At 72.8% G+C, this 18,965-nt stretch carries 14 protein-coding genes; 6 read left to right on the top strand and 8 right to left on the bottom strand.

The features are described 5' to 3' along the window. Positions 1-103 precede the first annotated feature (103 nt). Complete coding sequence (locus tag Pta02_RS30665) at positions 104-661, top strand: TetR/AcrR family transcriptional regulator (protein WP_203878466.1); 558 nt, start codon at positions 104-106, stop codon at positions 659-661. A 228-nt stretch (positions 662-889) separates the two neighbouring features. Here the strand turns inward: Pta02_RS30665 and Pta02_RS30660 are convergent, their stop codons facing one another. Together Pta02_RS30660 and Pta02_RS30655 are read right to left on the bottom strand one after the other, a co-directional pair. After that, positions 890-1,357, bottom strand: a complete 468-nt coding sequence (locus Pta02_RS30660; RefSeq protein ID WP_239131345.1) for a pyridoxamine 5'-phosphate oxidase family protein — start codon at positions 1,355-1,357, stop codon at positions 890-892. Between the two features lie 230 nt (positions 1,358-1,587). Next, positions 1,588-1,896, bottom strand: coding sequence for a hypothetical protein (locus Pta02_RS30655; protein WP_203878464.1), 309 nt, complete (start codon positions 1,894-1,896; stop codon positions 1,588-1,590). 804 nt (positions 1,897-2,700) lie between these two features. Here Pta02_RS30655 and Pta02_RS30650 point away from each other — a divergent pair. Then, positions 2,701-3,519: a DUF4259 domain-containing protein gene (locus tag Pta02_RS30650; protein WP_203878463.1), complete on the top strand. Its 819-nt coding sequence runs from the start codon at positions 2,701-2,703 to the stop codon at positions 3,517-3,519. Here Pta02_RS30650 and Pta02_RS30645 read toward each other — a convergent pair. Further along, entirely contained in the window at positions 3,474-7,385 is a 3,912-nt protein-coding gene (locus Pta02_RS30645) for a non-ribosomal peptide synthetase (protein WP_203878462.1), read from the bottom strand. The two genes, Pta02_RS30650 and Pta02_RS30645, sit on opposite strands and share 46 nt — an antisense overlap. Positions 7,386-7,688: 303 nt before the next feature. Here Pta02_RS30645 and Pta02_RS30640 point away from each other — a divergent pair, with 303 nt between their 5' ends. Beyond that, entirely contained in the window at positions 7,689-7,931 is a 243-nt protein-coding gene (locus tag Pta02_RS30640; protein ID WP_203878461.1) for a hypothetical protein, read from the top strand. Positions 7,932-8,053: 122 nt separating this feature from the next. Here the strand turns inward: Pta02_RS30640 and Pta02_RS30635 are convergent, their stop codons facing one another. From Pta02_RS30635 to Pta02_RS30625, 3 genes are all read right to left on the bottom strand, one after another. Further along, positions 8,054-9,799 (bottom strand): tetratricopeptide repeat protein, encoded by a 1,746-nt coding sequence (locus tag Pta02_RS30635; protein WP_203878460.1) that lies wholly within the window; start codon positions 9,797-9,799, stop codon positions 8,054-8,056. 154 nt (positions 9,800-9,953) lie between these two features. After that, entirely contained in the window at positions 9,954-10,226 is a 273-nt protein-coding gene (locus Pta02_RS30630) for a hypothetical protein (RefSeq protein WP_203878459.1), read from the bottom strand. Positions 10,227-10,520: 294 nt separating this feature from the next. After that, positions 10,521-12,887 carry a putative bifunctional diguanylate cyclase/phosphodiesterase gene (locus Pta02_RS30625; protein WP_203878458.1) on the bottom strand — a complete coding sequence of 789 codons (2,367 nt, stop codon included), beginning with the start codon at positions 12,885-12,887 and terminating at the stop codon, positions 10,521-10,523. 252 nt (positions 12,888-13,139) lie between these two features. On the opposite strand from Pta02_RS30625, the gene Pta02_RS30620 reads away from it, so the two are divergent. After that, positions 13,140-13,646 (top strand): hypothetical protein, encoded by a 507-nt coding sequence (locus Pta02_RS30620; protein WP_203878457.1) that lies wholly within the window; start codon positions 13,140-13,142, stop codon positions 13,644-13,646. A 421-nt stretch (positions 13,647-14,067) separates the two neighbouring features. Here the strand turns inward: Pta02_RS30620 and Pta02_RS30615 are convergent, their stop codons facing one another. Together Pta02_RS30615 and Pta02_RS30610 are read right to left on the bottom strand one after the other, a co-directional pair. Next, a complete protein-coding gene (locus Pta02_RS30615) occupies positions 14,068-14,769 on the bottom strand; it encodes a response regulator (RefSeq protein ID WP_203878456.1) in 702 nt (233 codons plus the stop codon). Beyond that, complete coding sequence (locus Pta02_RS30610) at positions 14,766-16,229, bottom strand: sensor histidine kinase (RefSeq protein WP_203878455.1); 1,464 nt, start codon at positions 16,227-16,229, stop codon at positions 14,766-14,768. Before Pta02_RS30610 ends, Pta02_RS30615 begins: the two co-directional genes overlap by 4 nt. A 136-nt stretch (positions 16,230-16,365) precedes the next feature. Between Pta02_RS30610 and Pta02_RS30605 the strand changes: the two genes are divergently transcribed. Further along, entirely contained in the window at positions 16,366-17,346 is a 981-nt protein-coding gene (locus Pta02_RS30605; protein ID WP_203878454.1) for an ATP-binding cassette domain-containing protein, read from the top strand. After that, positions 17,343-18,911 (top strand): DUF1349 domain-containing protein, encoded by a 1,569-nt coding sequence (locus tag Pta02_RS30600; RefSeq protein WP_203878453.1) that lies wholly within the window; start codon positions 17,343-17,345, stop codon positions 18,909-18,911. The genes Pta02_RS30605 and Pta02_RS30600 overlap by 4 nt, the downstream gene beginning before the upstream one ends. Positions 18,912-18,965 lie beyond the last annotated feature (54 nt).

The raw sequence follows: 18,965 nt of genomic DNA, 5'->3' as shown, positions 1-18,965 counted from the left end.
TCACCTCTCTCAGTATCGAACAGAACTGTTCGTTCGATTACTGGAACCGTAAATCGTGATCCTCCGATTCGTCAAACAGAACTGTTCGTTCGATACTGGGGGCATGAGGAAGACAGGGGTGCCGCCGGTCCGGGAACGACTGCTGGACACGGCCGATGCGCTCTTCTACGCCGAAGGCATCCGCGCGGTGGGCATCGACCGGGTGATCGCCGAGAGCAAGGTCTCCAAATCAACGATGTACGTGCACTTCCGCACCAAGGAAGAGCTGGTCGAGGCCTACCTTCGGCGGCGCACCGACCAGTGGCGCGCTCATGTGCAAGCCGAGGTGGACCGGCGTGCCGACGATCCCCGGGAGCGGGCGCTGGCGGTCTTCGATGTCTTCGACGAACAGTTGTCCGCGCCCGGCTACCGGGGTTGCCCGTTCATCAACGCGGCCGCCGAATACCCGCACCATGAGGGGATCCAGAATGTCATCGCCTACCATCGGCGCTGGCTGGCGGACTTGTTCCCGCACGTGGGCGCCGTCGGCCGGGACGAGCCGCTGGCCGCTGCGCTGCTTCAGCTCATCGACGGCGCGGTGGTGGCCGCGCACCTGGATCGGGACCGGCAGGCGGCGCGGCGTGCCCGGCGAAGCGCCGGCCTGCTCCTGGCGGCACGCTGAGGGATGTTCCCCGGATTTCGTGGAGTCGCCGGTGTGCGCCGGACGGGCATCGGAGAGAAAGCATGGGCGCCGTACGGCGTAGCCCGTACCGGACCGCCAGGCAGGCGGTGGGATCGATCACGGGGTCGGGCGTGAAGGGATCCCGGGCGGTGATCAGGTGCGCGTTGAGTGTTCTCCGCCGCGGTCTTCGCCCGGCCCGTACGGATCGGTCGGCCGGGCGCGGACCGCTCACCGCTCGGTGTAGTCCCGGGTGTACCAGCGCTCCGGGCGCACGCGGACCATGACCATGGTGTCGGCGACCTCCTTCGTGGCCTCCAGGTACTGCGCGGCGCCCTCGGGGCCCAGATAGCGTTCGGCCAGCGTTCTGCGATCCTCCGGCCGTGCCGGGTCCTGGACCGCCACGACCGGGCCCTCCACAGAGGCGTACCGGTAGGGCGGCTGCCCGTCCTGTGCGACCAGGCTCACCCGGCCCGCCTTGCGGACCAGCTCCATCTTGCGGCTGTCGCGGGCGGTGATGAAGGCGATGTCGCCGCCGGACTCGTACAGGTACCAGACCGGTATTGCCAGCGGCGCCCGGTCCGCCTCTTCCGCGACGCTCAGGACACCCACATGGGCGCCGGCCGCAGGTCTGCTCTCGAAAACGATGGCGGTCTCAAGGGGCCGACGCACCAGGACGTTGTCCGTGAACCGGTGCACCCGAGCGAGCGGATCCCGAGACCCGCCACCGACCTCTTCGTCGCCGGCACTCACCCGATAATCGTGCCGGAGCGCCGAGTCGCCGGACCATTGGCGGGCCATTGATTTTCGCCTATGGAAAAGCGCCCGGCCGGGGTGCCGTCGACTGGCATGTCATCAACCGCCGATGCGGGCACTGCGCAGTTCGGGCGGGCCGGGTTCCGCCGGTGCCCGCATCTCACGACGACGCGTTAGTACTTCTTGATTCCCCAGCTGTGGGCGAGGGCCTTGCGGCTGTGGTTCGGGCAGGTGGCGACCGACTGTCCCGCGATGCCCGACTGGACCCAGACCCACGGGCCGTACACCTTCGTGGAGCCCGAGCTGGTGGGACACGTGGCTATGGCCCGCACGTACCCCGGGCCACTGGCGCAGCTGGCCCACGTCTTGTAGTTCTGGTAATAGAAACCGCTGCGGCAGCCGGAGGGGACCGGTTCGGCCAGGGCCGTGCCCGGTGCGAGGGGGACAAGCGCCGCGACGGTCGCTGCCGTCACAAGAGCCATGATTGTTTTCTTCATGAAGGTGATCTTAGAGAAGGCATTCGGGACTTATCCGGCTTTTTGGGCAACGGTGGCGAGATGGGCCGGTGCTCGTCCTCTGAAGGCCGCCTCATTGAATGAGGCCTGTCACGCCGAGTCACCTCAACCTTTCTATTTCTGCCGTGCCGCCAAATGAGAGGGGAACTGTGATCTCCGCCTCGCACCCGGTCCGGACGCATCGCAGCGTGCTGCGCCCGCCCGGCGACCTTGGCATCGGCCGGAGGCACTTCGACGGCTGACCAGGTCAGGACCACTCCGGGCCGCCGAAGGGGTACTCCTCCGGGCGCCACATCACCCAGGTTCGCCGAAGAGGCCGGCGTGGATGTGCTGGAGATCCGTGAACCGGAGATCGCCGGCTTCGTCTCCTTCGGACGGGAGGCGCCCGTGTGCAGAACGCCACCCGATGGCACCGCCTCACCCACGCCAGTCTTGATGCCGTGCGTGCGCGACTCGCCCCGCGTGCTCAGCTGAGCGTGTGGCCGGATCTGTGCCCCGATCTGGACGCGGTGCGCGCGGGCCGCGATGGTGCTGCCCTGCGCCGCGGACGAATACCACCCCCTGCTCACCGCGGTTCTGCCCGACGGCGACGGCGTCCTGCGTGCCCGCTGGCGCACCACGCCCACCCCGGACGATCTGCGCTGGAGCCTTCCTGCGACATCCCGCCGAGAGCCGTAGACCGGCGTCCCGGCCGGATAACGCTGGAGAGTCCAGTCCGTCAACCGGTGACCTGCGCATACCCCGCTCACCTCCGTGGGAAGGAGTCACGGCATGGATGACCGGACGCCCTTCTTCGAAGGCTCCTTCGACAGTGACGAGGCCGCCGACGCCGTCGCGGACCTGGAGCAAAGCGATGACATCGCGACGGCGATGACCGGGATGCTCGATGAGTTCGTCCGCGACAGCAAGGACTACGACGAGGAGGGCCAGGCGGAGGCCGCTCTGGCGGTCGCCTGCCTGATCGCGGCCCGCATCTCGGGAATCGCCCCCGACGAGGCCGCCCATCACTGGCTGGACCGCAATCCCTTCACCGTCTCCGATGACCTGCATCGGCTGGCCGCCGCCGCGTTCGATATGGCCACCCGCTCCGGCGGCAACCATCTCGGCGAGGCCTGGGCCGCGGACCGGCCGGTGTTCCTGGAGTATCTGGAGCCCTACCGCAAGGCGCTTCACAGGGAACCGCAGGAACCGGCGGCCCCGTTCGTCGCGGACTTCTCCCGCCCCGGGCGGCAATGGCTCCAGGTGTTCTGGAGCATCACCGACCAGGGCCTGCCGGACGACAGCGCCTACGCCGATGCGGCCGAACGCCTCGTCCGGGCCGTCGACCAGGACCCGGACTGGCTCGCCTGGTGGCGTCCGGCCGGACTGCAGGAGCTGCTCGTCTTCGGGGAGCTCGTGCCGGGCACCTATGACGAGCGGATCTCCCGTGGCCGCACCACGGCCGAGGTCTGGATCGGCTTCGGCCACTCTCCTGAGGTCTCTGAGGCGTCCGCCGCCCGGCAGGTCACCGATGACCTCCGTACGGCTCTGGCCGCCGCCGGCGGCTATCTCGGTCTCGCCTCCGTCCCCCCGCTCCCGGTCCTCGACTGAGGCGTCCCGAAACCGCCGACGTCGACGCCGTGGTCCATCCACTTCCTTATGGTGGTGGCCGTCTCCCCGACCAGGGGCTCGTACAGGATCACTACGCGTTCCTCGGGGATCGGCGCGATCTCCAGCGGGCCCTTGACGATCTCCTGCCAGCCCAGGGCGGACCCCGAGGGACCGAACAGCGCCACGGGCCCGTCGTAGGGCTCGTGCTCGAACCGCCCGACCGCGTGGGCGTTGGCCCGGAACACCTCCAGATAGCGACGCGCCTGCTCCACATCGGCCGTGTCCGGCGGCAGCCGGTCGGCGGCCGCCGCCGCGCCCATCACCGCCAGCAGCCGCTGCTGCGGCTCCATCGCGCCGAGCTCCTCCCAGTCCACCTCCAGCGGCCCACCGGCCAGCGCGTGGAACAGCAGCGCCCGCTCGTCGTCCAGGGTGGCGGCGATGACCGGCTCGTCGGCGTCGGAGTACATGAGCACGACCAGCGGCACCTGTTCACCCTCGGCGCGCAGGCGGCGGGCGACCTCGATGGCGATGTTGCCGCCGATGCAGAACCCGCCCAGCACATAGGGCCCGTGCGGCCGTACCGCCCGCAGGTGGCCCAGGTAGTCCTCGATCATCTCGGCGAAGGAGCGGTGCGGCTCCTCGCCGGGCGCCAGCCCCCGCGCCTCCACGCCGTACACCGGCTGGTCGGCGCCGAGCCGGCGGGCCAGCGGGTGGTAACGGAAGACCTGCCCGCCCAGCGCGTGGAAGAAGAAGATCGGCGTACGGTCCCCGTCGGGCTGCAGCGGCACGATCCGGCTCGCGCTGCCCATGTCGGCCGGCTGCCGCAGCACGTCGGCCAGCCTGGCCACGGTCGGCGCCGACAGGAACGCGGCCACCGGCAGCTCCCGGTCGAACTCCTTGCGGATCCGCATCGCCAGCCGCAACGCGATCAGCGAATGCCCGCCGAGCTCGAAGAAGTCGTCGTGCACGCCGACCGCCGTCAGCTCCAGCGCCTCCTCCCACAGATGAGCCAGGTGCGCCTCCACCGGGTCGCGCGGCGGGACGTAGGAGGCGGTCCGGGAGGAGGCGGGCTCGGGGAGCGCGGCGCGATCCAGCTTGCCGTTGCGCGAGACCGGCAGCGCCTCCAGGCGGACGAAGTCCGAGGGCACCATGTAGCCGGGCAGCACCGCGGCCAGCCGCGCCCGCCAGTCGATCTCTTCATCGCTCACCACGTAGGCGGCCAGCCGCGGCCCGCCCGCGCCCGGCCTGGCCACCACCACGGCGGCCTTGACCTCCTCAAGGGCCAGCAGCGCCGCCTCGATCTCGCCGAGCTCCACCCGCATGCCGCGGATCTTCACCTGGAAGTCGCTGCGCCCCAGGTATTCCACCTCGCCGTCCGGGCGCCAGCGGGCCAGGTCGCCGGTCCGGTACAGGCGTCCGCCGGAGCCGTAGGGGTCGGGGACGAACCGGTCGGCCGTCAGCCCCGGCTGCCCGAGATACCCGCGGGCGAGCTGGACACCCGCGATGTACAGCTCGCCCACCACGCCGATCGGGACCCGCTGCAGGGAGGCGTCCAGCACCTCCAGACGGCTGTTGGCGATCGGCACCCCGATCGGGACCGTGGGCTCACCCGGTACGCACCGGTGCCAGGACACCTCCACCGTCGCCTCGGTCGGCCCGTACAGGTTGAGCAGCTCACCACCGCGGAACCGGGCGGCCACGTCCGGCGGCAGCGCCTCGCCGCCGTTGACGACGCGCGGCAGCGGCGGCAGCCGATCACCCAGCTCCAGGAAAGCCGCCAGCATCGAGGCGACGAAGTGCACGTAGGTGACCTGCTCGGCGGTGATGAGCTCGGCCAGATAGTCCGGCTCCAGGTGGCCGCCCGGCCGCGCCATCACCAGCCCGGCCCCGGCGATCAGCGGCGGGAACAGCTCCGACACCGAGATGTCGAAGCCGTACGGCGTCTTCTGCAGGACGCGGTCCTCCGGGCCGAAGACGAAGGTCTCCTGCCCCCACAGCAGCCGGTTGACCACAGCACGGTGCGAGACGCCCACCCCCTTCGGGCGTCCGGTGGTCCCGGAGGTGAAGAAGACGTAGGCGAGCGCATCAGGCGAAATATCCGGCAAGTCGCTCAAGGCGGGCCCGTCCTGGTCGACCAGGATCGCCGCCGAGCCGTCCGGCAGCCGGTCGGCCAGGTCGGCCGAGGTGACCACGTGTACGGCGCCGGCGTCCTGCATCATCAGCCGCAACCGCTCGGGCGGATGGTCGACCTCGAGCGGGAGATAGGCGCCCCCGGCGGCCAGCACACCCAGCAGGCCGGTGGGCAGATCGTGGCCGCGCTCCAGGAACACGCCCACCACCCGGTCCTGGCCGACGCCCGCCTCGCGCAGGACCCGCGCCAGCCGTAACGCCCGTGACGCGAGCTCGCCGTAGGTGCGCCACCGTCCCTCGAAGACGACCGCGGGAGCCTCGGGCGTACGCCGCGCCTGGGCCAGCACCAGCTCGTGTACGGTCACCGGCTCGTAGCGGCGCGCGGTGGCGTTCCAGCCGTCGATCAGCTCCGCGTCGCCGCCGAGGAAGTCGTCGGCCGGCCGCGGATCGGCGCCCGGATCGGCGGCCAGGTGCGCCAGCGCGCGCAGGTAGTGCCCGGCGATGTCGTCGGCCTGGACGCCGGAGAACTGGGTGCGGTCATACGACAGGACCAGCACCATGGCGCCCGACGCCTCGCGTGAGAAGCCCACGGTCATCGGGATGTCGGTCTGCTCGAAGTGGTCCTGTCCCTCCAGCGCCACCTGACCGGCACCCGGATCGTCCGCGCGACCGTCCGCCGGCTCATCCGCGGCGCGGAGCCTGTCGTACACGTGGAAGTCGCGGTAGTCGAAGGTGACGTCCAGCAGGGGCGCGCGGCCGGCCAGCCGCTGGACCTCGAACAGCGGGAAGCGCCGGTGCGGAAGCAACGCGACTTCGGCGGCGAACACCTCCTTGATCATCTCGCGCCAGGTGGGAGCGGTGAGGCTGTGCCGTACCGGAACGGTGTTGAGGAACAGGCCGAGCGCCTCCTCCGCGCCCTCGCTCTCCGGGCGGCCGTGCACGAGCATCCCGCTCAGGACGTCGGCGCGGCCGGTGAGCAGCGACACCACCCGCAGGTGTACGGCCAGCAGCACGGTGCGCAGGGGCACCTGCTCCTCGCGCGCCACCCGCTCCAGCCGCGCCGTGAGCTCCCGGTCGAGCGGGGTGGCGTGGCCCCGCACGTCGGTCACGCCGTCGAGCGGATAGCCGGGCAGGCGCGGCAGGCGGCTGTCCGGGGCGTCGGCGACCTGCCGCTCCCAGAAGGCACGCGCCTCCTGCGAGGCCAGGACGGTGCGCTCGAGCGCGATCAGGTCGCGGAAGGCGGCCGAGGGCGGCCGCACGGGCACGGTGAGGCCGCGGAGGCGGGCGGAGTAGCGTTCGAGCAGTTCGGTGATGAGGGAGGCCAGGCTCCAGCCGTCCAGGATCGCGTGGTGGAAGCTCACGCTCAGCGCGAACCTGGCCGGTTCCAGCAGGTGCACGCAGACCCGCAGCAGCGGCGGCCGGCTCCAGTCGAAGGGGCGGCGCTTCTCGGCCTCGCGCCAGGTCGCCGGGCCCTCACCCGACGCGACGACCTCCAGCGGGATCGTGGCGGCGTCGTGCACGAGCTGCAGCGGTTCGCTGAAGCCGGTGAGGTCGAAGCCGGTGCGCAGGATCGGGTGGCGCGCGGCGAGGTCGGACAGCGTCGCCTCCATGGCCTTCCGGTCGAAGCGGCCGCGCACGGTCAGCGTGGTCAGGTCGTGGTAGGTGGAGGCGTCGAGCTCGCTGTGGAACAGCATCCCCGCCTGCAGCGTGGCCAGCGGGTAGGCGTCTTCGATCATGGGCGGGCACCTCGTGGCTTGGTGACGTCGGCAGGATCGAGCAAGGCGAACGATTACGGCATCGGGGCCGCGGTCGGCCCTGAGCACCGTCACCGTACTTCGCGATCTTCGTGACCCGCCAGATGTTCGCCCCCTTTCGTCCGCAGTCGCCCCTCACTGTTGCCGAGCATCTCGGGTTGCCGCGCCCGCAGGCGACCGGATGGGCACGACCGCTTGGAACGATCTTCAGTCAGCTCCAACCGATCTCCAAGACCGCGGCGGTGGACTATGCCCCGGTTCGAAAGAACGAGATTGGAGTCATCGATGTCACGACTTTCCAAGACCGGCAAGCGGATCGCGACCGTGCTGTTCGGCGCGGTCGCCGCCGCCCTGATCGGCGCCACCGCCGCCGCTCCCGCCCACGCGGCGCCCCCGTGGTGGTCGTACCAGGACGAGTTCGGAGACGCCGGCCTGTACCAGGTCCATTACGAGGACGGGCGCCCCTTCACGGTGGAGCTCTGCTGGAGCTACGAAGGCGGCCAGTACCCCTGCGGCCGGTACTTCTGACCGATCGACCGGACCCCGCCCAGGGGTCCGGTCCGCCCCAGGCCGGTCGAGGGCCTCATCGCGAAGCCCTCGGCCGGACGGCTTCCGAATGGCGGCGGGGGGCTCACCGGCACATGCGTACGTCATTCGCCGTCTCCGGTGTCTCGCCGGGCCGCCTCCGACCACCGGATGAGTTCGGCGCGGGTGTCCAGCGTGTCCGGGTGTTCGGGGCCCAGGACTCGTTCGCGTATCGGCAGCAGAGCGGCGTACTGGTCGCGAGCGGCGAGCGGATCCCCGGCCTCTCCCGTCCAGTGGGCGAAGTTGTGCCGGGCGGCCAGGGTGTTCGGGTGCTCGCTGCCGTGCGCTCGCTCGAACACCGGTAGGAGGGCGGTCAGCCGGTCCCGGGCCTCGGCCGGGTTTCCCGTCTTCCCCGTCATGTGAGCGACGCTCTCGTTCAGGGACAGCACGTTCGGATGGCCGGTTCCCAGAGTCCGCTCGTACACCGGCACAAGTGCGGTCAGCTGGTCGAGGGCGGCGACCGGGTCTCCGGTCTTTCCCGTCCAGTAGGCGAGATCGTGCCGCAGGACGAGGGTGTTCGGGTGCTCGCTGCCATGCGCCCGCTCTTGTACGGGCAGCAGGGCGGCCATCTGGTCGAGGGCGGCGACCGGGTCCCCGGCCTCCGCCGTCCAGTGGGCGAGGTTGCCCCGAGTGGCCAGGGTGTACGGATGCTCGGGGCCGATGACCCGCTCGCGTATCGGCAGCAGGGCGGCCAGCTGGTCGCGGGCGGTGGCCCGGTCTCCGGCCTCTCCCGTCGAGTGGGCGAGCTCGGCCCGGTTGATCAGTGTGTCCGGGTGTTCGGGGCCCAGGACTCGTTCGCGTATCGGCAGCAGAGCGGCGTACTGGTCACGGGCGGCGACCGGATTCCCGGCCTCCCGGGTCCAGTAGGCGATGTAGCCGCGGACGGCCAGCGTGTCATGGTGTTCGGCGCCCAGCGCCCGCTCGAACGCCGGCAGCAGGGCGGCGTATCGGTCACGTGCCCCGGCCGCGTCCCCGGCCTTCCCGATCATGCGGGCGAGGCTGTCGTGCAGAGCCAGCGTCTCGGGGTGTTCGGCGCCCAGTGCCCGCTCGTGCGCCGGGAGAGCGGCGGCCAGCAAGTCACGGGCCTCGGCCGCGTCCCCGACCTGTTCCGTCAAGTGGGCGAGCTCGGCTCGGACGAGCAGCGTGTCCGGATCTCGGGGGCCCAGGATCCGCTCGAACATCGGTAGCAGGGCGGCGTACTGGTGACGGGCGGCGACCACGTTTCCCAGCAGTTCGGTCAAGGAGGCGAGGTGGTGGCGGGCGGCCAGTGTCTCGGGGTGTTCGGCGCCCAGAGCCCGTCTCATCACCCGGACGAGGGCGCTCACCTGAGCGCGGGCGGTGACCGGGTCGCCGACCGCTCCCGTCCAGTAGGCGAGGCTGCGCCGGATGGCCAGCGTGCTCGGATGGTCGGTGCCCATGGTCCGCTCGGCGAGCGGCACGAGAGCCGCCAGCTCGTCGCGGGCGGCGGCCGGGTTCCCGGCCGCTCCCGTCGAGTGGGCGAGCTCGGCTCGGTCGATCAACGTGTTCACGTGCTCGGATCTCCGTAGCTGCGCGCGTATCCGGAGCAGGGCCGCGGAGCCGGTCGCCAGGCCGATCAGGCCGATCACCAGGCCGGCCGCGCTGACGCTCTTGTCCGGGAGGCTCGGTGCTCCGGGCGTGACCGCCGACAGATCGGCGACGAGCCCGGCCAGTCCGGCGCCGGCCGGCAGGATCGAGACGACCGCGGCGGTGGCGGCCAGGGTGCGACGCGTGCGCAGGGAGCCCGGTGAGGGACCGGCGGGAAGCGGCTGCGGATCGGGGAGAGGCGGCACGCCTCCCAGCATTCCGCCCGAAAAGACCGATATATCCGCCCGTTACCAATCGTGAGACATATGGGAAATATGGGCCGAGGAGCTTCCCGGCTCACCGATACGCCGTCCGCCTGACTCGCCGGCGGACGCGCAGGTGGTCCGCCTGCGCCCGCCGTCATTCGGGCGGGCGCAGGCGGGTCCGGCGTTGCTCGTCGATCGCCGCGAAGACGATCCTCAGCCGCTCGCGTTGCTCGGCCAGGCTGCGGCAGACCTCCTGGGCGATCGCGGCGTTACGCCGGCCGTCGGCCCTGATGGCCCTCGCCTGGCGGGCCAGCTCCTGCGCCGTGTCGCGCACCTGCGCGAGTTTCGCCGAGGGCTTGGCGATCCTGACATCCGGGGGGCCGGCACCGGGCATCAGCGCTCGTGCGTCGCCGTCGCCGGCTCCCATCGAGGACCCCCTCCGGCAGGACGACAGGGGCGATGCGGTCCGGCGGAGGACGGGCCGCCTTCGGCGCGCATCGAGTCCAGGGTTCCGCCCCGGGTCTCCAGCATCGCCCCGGACCGTCCTCCGATCAGCTGCCACAACGAAGATCATGTGTTCGCCGTCATCCGGAAAACGAAACCCCGGGGCCGCGGATCGCGAACCGGAGCGCCGCCGTCCCGGCGATCACCGGGCCGCTGAAGCAGCCGTTCAGGTGACGCGGCCGTTCAGGTGACGCGGCCGGTCGGGCGGCGCGCTCGCTCAGACGGCATGCTGCCACGGGCTGACCTGGAGCAGGTCGTCCACCTCCGCCGGGGAGATCGGCGGGGAGAACAGGTACCCCTGGGCCAGCGGGCAGCCCATCTGCTGCAGGATCCCGGCCTGCTCGCGGGACTCGACGCCCTCCACCACGGTGGCCAGGTCCAGCCCGGCCGCCAGCTCCACGATCGCCTTGGTGAACGCCCGCGCCTGGCGGTGGTCGGCGCCGGTGAGCGGGGTGGTGAAGGAGCGGTCGATCTTGAGGATGTCGACCGGCAGGGTGCGCAGATAGGCCAGCGAGGAGTAACCGGTGCCGAAGTCGTCCAGGGCGATGCGCACCCCGTGGGCGCGCAGGTCGGCCAGGACGGCCACGATGCGCTGGGTCTCGGCCGGACTGGTGGCCAGCAGCATGCTCTCGGTCACCTCCAGGGTCAGCGCGTTGCGCGGCAGCGCGTGCCGGGTCAGGATCTCCAGGACCGTGTCCCTGAAGCTGCGCTCGCGCAGCTGACGGCCGGAGACGTTGACGGTCACGGCGATGCCGTAGCGCCGGTGCCACTGCTTGGCCTGGGCGCAGGCCTGCTCCAGCGCCCATCGGCCGATCTCGACGATCAGGCCGGTGTCCTCGGCGACGGGGATGAACACATCCGGCGGGACGCGCCGGCCGCCGGAGGGGGTCCAGCGCAACAGCGCCTCGACGGCGTAGACGGCGCCCGTGGTCAGGTTGACGACGGGCTGGTAGGCCAGGGTGAGCTCCTCGGCGGCCAGAGCCTGGCGCAGACCGGCGGCGATCTCGGCGTGGTGCAGCCGCGCGGCGCGCAGGGTGTAGTCGAAGACCGCGACCTGGTTCTTGCCCGCGGCCTTGGCCGCGTACAGGGCCAGGTCGGCATCGCGCAGCGCGTCGGTGGCGGTGGTGGCGGTCTCGGCCAGCACGCCGATGCTGGTGGTCATGTACAGCTCGCGGCCGTCGATGTGGTACGGCGCGCGCACGGCGGCCAGGATCCGCTCGGCGACGGCCAGCGCCTGCTGCTGGTCGGTGCCGGGCAGCAGCAGGGCGAACTCGTCACCGCCCAGGCGGGCCAGCGTCTGGCCGCGGTGGGTCAGGGCGCGCAGGCGGCGGGAGACGATGGTGAGCAGTTCGTCGCCGACGGGGTGGCCGTAGGTGTCGTTGACGTCCTTGAAGCCGTCCAGATCCAGCAGCAGCAGGGCGGAGGCGGAGGCGGCGGGGGTGGTGAGGGAGGACTGCAGGGCCTGGATGAGCAGGGCGCGGTTGCCCAGCCCGGTCAGCGGGTCGTGGCTGGCGCGGTGGGTCAGGCTGCGCTGCAGGACCTCCTGCCGGCGCAGGGCCTGGCGCAGGTCGACGGCCTGGGTCTCGGCGATGCCGGCCACCGCGCTCAGGCGCAGGACCAGCAGGACCGCCAGTGCCAGGGTCAGCACCGTGACCACCAGGTCGGCGGGCGCGAAGCCGGTCGTGACCACCGGGTCGGAGGCGGGGCCGGCGCCGGGCCGCGACCCGCCCACGATGGAGGCGGCCGGGCTGAGCAGCGCCACCGCCAGGAAGATCCGGATGCGGGTGCGGCCGGGTGCGGCCGCGGGCCGCAGCGAGCCGGCTCCGGCCAGGCTGGGGTGCAGCACCGCGGTCCCGAGCAGTACGAACCAGCCCAGCCACCCGGCCGTGGTCAGCGCGTCGGCGGGCCGGCCGGCGACCCGGTCGAGCAGGTAGGCGCCGTCGGCGACGAACAGCGCCAGGTAGGAGAAGCTCATCAGGCCCAGCCACGGGGCGCGGTTGCTGTCGAGGGTCAGGCGGGCGATGACGCCGAAGGCGAACAGGTCGATGACCGGCGGCACCAGTGCGAAGACCAGCGTGGCGCTCAGGTGGCCGCTGCGGGCGATGGCCGGGGCGATCAGGAAGGTCCACAGCGGCATGGCCGCCCCGATGCTGATGATGCCGCCGTCCAGCAGGCCCGCCCAGCGCGAGCCGTCGGTCTGCAGGCTCAGCGAGATCAACGCGGTCAGGGACAGGACGTAGGCGGACAGGGTGCCGATCCGGTACAGCTCCAGCAGTTCGGCGTTGCCCAGCCACACCCCGCCGATGCCCCAGCCCAGCGTGGTGGCGACCCAGGCCAGCACGACGGCGGCGCGCATCAGCCGCCACGGGCGCGAGCGGGCCAGGCCGTGGCGGCGGGTGCCGACGAAGACGGCCAGCGCCGAGGCGCCCTGTCCCAGCACCCAGCACAGCACCTCGGCGCTCAGCCATCGGTTGGTGAGGGAGGTGGCGACCACCGTCAGGACGCCTCCCAGCAGCAGGAAGCCCAGCCAGGCACGGGAACCGGCGGCCTGGCGGGCTGCAGTCTTGAGCGCGGACGGGTTCATCGGGTTCTCTCCTCGCCGTCTGATCCGGCAGCCGATCAGCCCTGGCAGCCGGTCGCCGGCCGGGCGGCGGCCACCGGGGCCGCGACCTGATGAGGGCGGGTGCGCATGAGACGATCCATTTCTTCCACGGTCTTCGAGTCCCTTCTCCATCGACCGGCGAGGCGGGAAACTGAGGGAATCCGGCGAACCGGCCGGATCCCGGGCAGCGGGCCCTCTCCGGCCTCCTGGATCACCCGCGTAAGATCGCCGGTTATGCGCCCGTCCTCCCAGCGGCCCCCCGAGAGCCCGCAGCGGCGGCTCTCCGGCGTGCGGCGGATCGCGATCGCGGTGTCGGCGATGGTCTGCGGGGCCGTCCTGCTCGGCGTCGCGGTCCTGGTGGTCGACGGCCTGACGACCGGGCACATCAGCATGAAGGGCGCCGCGGACCTCCCGCCGGCGGTCGCCGCCGGGCTGGATCCGGCGGTCGCGTGGCCCGCGCGCACCGGTACGGCGCGGGCCCCGTTACCACCGACCTACGCCCCTTCCGGGCCCGCCTACCTGGCCGCGCTGAGGGCGATGGATCCGGGCCTGGCGGCCGATGAGGAGCTGGCGATCCGGCGCGGCCGCATGGTCTGCGACAAGATCATCAATGGGATGGGCGACTCGCCGTACTCTCTCCGGGAGTACACGATGCGGCTGTTCTCCGACGAGCACGCGCAGATCGACGCCGGCGAGGCCGAGGAACTGCTCGCAGGCGCGGTGTACGTCATCTGTCGCTAGGGCGGCGGGCCGTACTTCACTCCTTGTCGCATCTCCGGGTGCTGACCGCCTTGGTGAGCAGGGTTCCGGCCTGGGCGTCAGACGCGATCTCGGACGAGGTCAGGGCGTATCCGACCGCGTCCTGGTCGAGGGCCGCGGCGAAGTCCCCGCCGTGAGGCCTCCGCCGGCACGGAAGCCGTGGGCAGGGGCGGGGGAGGTGACGGTTCCAGTGCTCTGGTCGGTACGGTGCCGGCCTCATTCACCACGAAGAACAGTGACAGACCGACCGATGCCACGACCGCCAGGGCACCTGCGATCACCCACCACCGGCTGCGCGGGCGCTTCGGGGCAGGGGGCGGCGGGAAGTCATCGACCATGCACGGCGTCCATTCGTCCCTTTTTGTGGAAGTCTTTCATGGGACGTGTGAATCGCGCCTCTTGCTCAGACGGGACGTTGCGGTCCGTGGGAGCGGGGGACGACCAGACCGGTCTCGTAGGCGGCTATGACGGCCTGGGTCCGGTCGCGCAGGCCGAGCTTGTTCAGGACGCGGCTCACGTGGGTCTTCACCGTCTCCTCGGTGACCGTCAGCCGCCGCGCGATCTCCGGGTTGGACAGGCCCTCGGCGACCAGCCGCAGGACCTGCGTCTCGCGGGGCGTGAGGGCGGCGAGCGCGGTCGCGGCCGAGGCGGCGGGATGGGGGTGCAGGCGGGTGAACTCGCCGATGAGGCGCCGGGTGACCGCCGGAGCCAGAAGGGCCTCACCGGCGGCGATGACGCGCACCGCGTCGAAGAGCCGCTCGGCGGTGACGTCCTTGAGCAGGAACCCGCTGGCCCCGGCGCGAAGCGCGTCGTAGACGTACTCGTCCAGGTCGAAGGTCGTCAGGATGAGCACGCGCGGCCCCGCGCCCGCCGGGCCGGCCAGCCGCCTGGTGGCCTCGATGCCGTCCACCCCCGGCATGCGCACGTCCATCAGGACGACGTCGGGGGACAGCTCGCGGCACACCCGCACCGCCTCGGTTCCGTCGCAGGCGGTCCCCACGACGGTGAAGTCCGGCTGGGTGTCGAGCAGCGCGGCGAATCCGGTGCGGACCACCAGGTGGTCGTCGGCGACGACGATCCGGACCGCCGGAGACGGTGAGCTCATCCGGGCTCTCCGTCCCGGGCCGGCAGGCGGGCCTCGACGAGGAAGCCGCCGCCGGCCGCCGGGCCGGCGCGCAGCTCACCGCCGACGGCCGCGGCGCGCTCGCGCATGCCGGACAGCCCGTGCCCGCCGTACGGCACCGCGGGCGGCTCGTGCCCGCCGTACGGCACCGCGGGGAGGCCGTGCTCTTCGTACGGCGCCGCCGTGGCCGGGCCGGGGCCGTTGTCGCGGACGGTCAGGCGCAGGCCGTCGCCGGTGTAGTGCAGCTCCACATCGACGGCGGCGCCCGGCGCGTGCCGCCGGGCGTTGGTGAGGGCCTCCTGGACGATGCGGTAGGCCGCGAGTTCGACGCCGGGGCCGAGCGGGACCGGCGGGCCGGTCAGGATGAGGCGCAGGCCCGTTCCGGACGCGTCACGCGCCTCGTCGATCAGCTCGTTGAGCTCGCCCGGACTCAGGCCCGGCTGGGGCCGCCGGTCCGGGGTCTCCGCTCCGGTGTCCTCGCGCAGCACGCCCAGCAGGCTCCGCATCTCGGTCAGCGCCGCCCGGGCGGTGTCGCCGATGGCCGACAGCCGCTCCGCTCCGGTGGCCGGCATCCCCGGGGTGGTCAGCCGGGCCGTCTCCGCCTGCACCGCGACCATGGAGATGTGGTGGGCGACGACGTCGTGCAGCTCCCGGGCGATGCGCGCCCGCTCGCCGCGCGCGGTGTGCTCCAGGAGGGTGTCGGCGACGACCCGGCGGGCGGCGTCGTCGTCCGCCGCCCGGGTGTGCGCCCGCCGCGCGATCCCGGCCAGGGCCGCGGCCGGGGACAGGCAGGCCGCCAGCATGGTGAGGACGCCTGTCCCGCCGAGGGCCGTACCGGCCACGGCCACCAGGACGAACGGCACCGTCAGCAGGACGGCCAGCGGCTGCGAGCCGGTACGGCCCAGCCGGTAGCAGCAGATCAGCTGCGCGGCCACGCCCGCCGCGGTCAGCGTGTGGAAGGCCGACAGGGACAGCAGGCCCGCCGCGGAGACGGCGACGGCGGCCACGGCCGGCTGCGCCCGCACGATCGCGACGGGCAGCGTGGTGGCCAGACCGAGCAGACCGGACGCCACCAGGAGGGACGGGGTGCCGGGGTTCGGGACGGGCGGCGGGCCGCCGAGGCGGGCGATCGCCTCATCCGCCGGTACGTCCCCGGAACCCATGCCCGCTTCGCCCCCTGACGCATCCCCAAAACGCGGGGTCACCTCGGTCGCCGGCGCGTGCCCGGGACCTGTGACCGCTTCGCCCGCCGGCACGCTCACCGTCTCACCGACCAGGGGATAGGCCGGGAGCGCGCCCGTGAGGTGCGCGATCGACTCGGCCACCGCCAGCGACGCCAGCAGGGCGGCGGCCGCGACGGGAGCGTGCGGGGTCGCGGCGATCCGCCGGCCACGGTCGGCCCAGGCGGTCCATCCGCGCCGACGGTCATGTGCTCGCTCCACGGGGATCATTGTTCCCGCGGCGGAGGATTCCGGCATCCCTCGTGTGAGGGACGGGCCGTCCCTCACACCGGCGACGGTGAAGACCGCTCCGTTCCGTGACGACCGGGGCCTGGGCGGCTGCCTAGGGTGCGGTGGCATGGAAGCAACCATCGAAGTCGCCGGGCTGCGCAAGCGGTTCGGCCGGGTCGTGGCCCTGGACGGGATGTCGTTCACCGTGACGCCGGGGCGGGTCACCGGCCTCGTCGGTCCCGGCGGCGCGGGCAAGTCCACCACGATGCGGGTGATCCTCGGCCTGGACGCGGCCGACGGGGGAAGCGCGCTGGTGGGCGGCCGGCCGTACCGGAGCCTGCGCGACCCCCTCGGGCACGTCGGGGCGTCGCTGGAGGCCGGCGCGCTGCAGCCCGGCCGCACCGGCCGTGACCACCTGCTGTGGCTGGCCCGCTCCCACGGTCTGACCGCCGGGCGGGTCGACGAGGTGGCGGAGCTGGCCGGATTGGGAGAGGCGGCCCGGCGCAGGGCGGGCGGATACTCCCCCGACCTGCGGCAGCGGCTCGGGGTCGCCGCGGCGCTGCTCGGCGATCCGCCGGTGCTCATGTTCGACGAGCCGTTCGACGGTCTCGACCCCGGGGGCGCCGGGTGGCTGCGCGGCCTGCTGCGGTCGCTGGCCGCCGAGGGCCGCGCCGTCCTGGTCTCCGGCCGCCTGATGGGCGGACTGCAGGACACCGCCGACCATCTCGTGGTGGCCGGCCGCGGCAGGGTAGTCGCCGACATCGGCGTGGCCGAGCTGATCGAGGCCGCCTCCGGCGGCCGGGTCGCGGTGCGCACCACGGCGCGTCCGGAGGCGATGACGGCGCTGGCCGGCGCCGGGGCCGCCGTGGCCGTCACCGGCCGCGACACGCTCGTCGTGTCCGGGATGACGGCCGAGCGCGTCAGGGCGCTCCTCACCGCGGACGCGGTGCCGTTCTCCGAGGTGAGGGCTTACCGGGCGACGCTTGAGGAGGCCTGGATGGATCTCACGAGGGACACCGCGGAGCCGGGCGGCGGCGCGGAATCCGGTGCGGGGGTCCCGGCGGAGGCGGCCGGGGGAGCCGCCGCGGGGCGGGAGGGGGCGCGATGAGCACCGGCACCGCCACGCCGTACCGTTCACCCCTGCGGACCGGCCGCGGCGGCTTCGTGCGGCTGCTGCGCGCGGAGTGGACCAAGTTCCGCACCGTCCGCGGCTGGGTGCTCGGCACGGGGGCCGCGGCGCTGGTCACCGTACTGCTCGGTCTGCTCCTGGCGTCGGGCAACCGCAGCGTCTGCGGCAACGGCGTGACCGAGATCCCCTGCCCCGTCCCCCCGACGGGTCCCGGCGGCGAGGCGGTGGACGACAAGTTCTACTTCGTGTACCGGCAGCTGACCGGCGACGGCTCCGTCACCGTCCGGGTGACCTCCATGACCGGGCAGATCCGGCTGCCCGACGAGACCCCCGGGGTGCGGAACGTCGTTCCGGGCGTCGTGCCGTGGGCCAAGGCCGGGGTCGTCGTCAAGGCGGGCGGCGAGCAGGGGTCGCCGTACGCGGCGGTGATGGTCACCGGTGAGCACGGGGTGCGGATGCAGCACGACTTCACCCACGACACGGCCGGCCGCCCGGGCGGGGTGTCCCGGGAGTCCCCCCGCTGGCTGCGGCTGACCCGCACCGGTGACACGCTGACCGGCTACGAGTCCGCCGACGGCGTGAAGTGGACGGCGGTCGGCACGGCCCGCCCGGCCCGGCTCCCGGACACGGTGCGGATCGGGATGTTCGCCGCCTCCCCGGGCCACCTGACGGTGTCGGACGGGTTCGGCTCCCCCTCGGCGGAGCGCTTCGCCGAGGTCACCGCCGTCTTCGACCGGGTCGCCCTGGAGGGTGCGGTGACCGGCGGCTGGAACCGTCACGACGTCGGGGTCACCGTCGGGCCCGACGGCGCCCCCCACCATCCGGGCGGGCTCGTCGAGTCCGGCGGCACGTTCACCGTGACCGGGGTGGGCGACATCGCGCCCCTCACCGAGGGCGCCAGGATCGAGACCCCCCTCACCGGCGCGGTGATCGGGCTGATCATCGTGATCGTCGTGGCGGCGACGTTCGCCACCGCCGAGTACCGGCGGGGGATGATCCGCACCACCCTGCTGGCCAGTCCGCGGCGCGGCCGGGTGCCGGCGGCCAAGGCCGTCGTGGCCGGTGCGGCCGCCTTCGCCGCCGGGCTCGCCGCCGCCGGGATCCTGGTTCCGCTGGGCCCGCGGATCCTGCGCGGGGGCGGCACGCCCGTCCTGCCGGTGAGCACGCTCACCGAACTGCGCGTCGTCGCCGGCTGCGCGGCGCTGTTCGCCGCCACCGCCGTCCTCGCCCTGGCCCTGGGCGTGCTGTTCCGGCGCGGCGTCGCGGCCGTGACCGCCGCCGTCGTGCTGATCGTCGTCCCCTACGTCCTCGCGGCCACCGCCGCCCTGCCCGCGGGCGCGGCGCAGTGGCTGCTGCGGCTGACCCCGGCCGCGGCCTTCTCGGCGCTGCAGAGCATCCCGCGGTACCCGCAGGTGCTCGGGGACTACGCGCCGGCGAGCGGCTACTACCCGCTGGCGCCGTGGGCCGGCCTGGCCGTGCTCTGCGGATACGCCGCGCCGGCTCTCGGCCTGGCCGTCCGGGCGCTGAACCGGCGGGACGCGTGATCGGCCCGGCGCCGCACCGGAGGGATACGTGACCGGCCCGGTTCCGCACCGGCG

It is taken from the genome of Paraplanobispora takensis (assembly GCF_016863195.1).
Lineage (GTDB): Bacteria > Actinomycetota > Actinomycetes > Streptosporangiales > Streptosporangiaceae > Planobispora > Planobispora takensis.
This window is presented reverse-complemented; position numbering and strand designations above follow the sequence as displayed.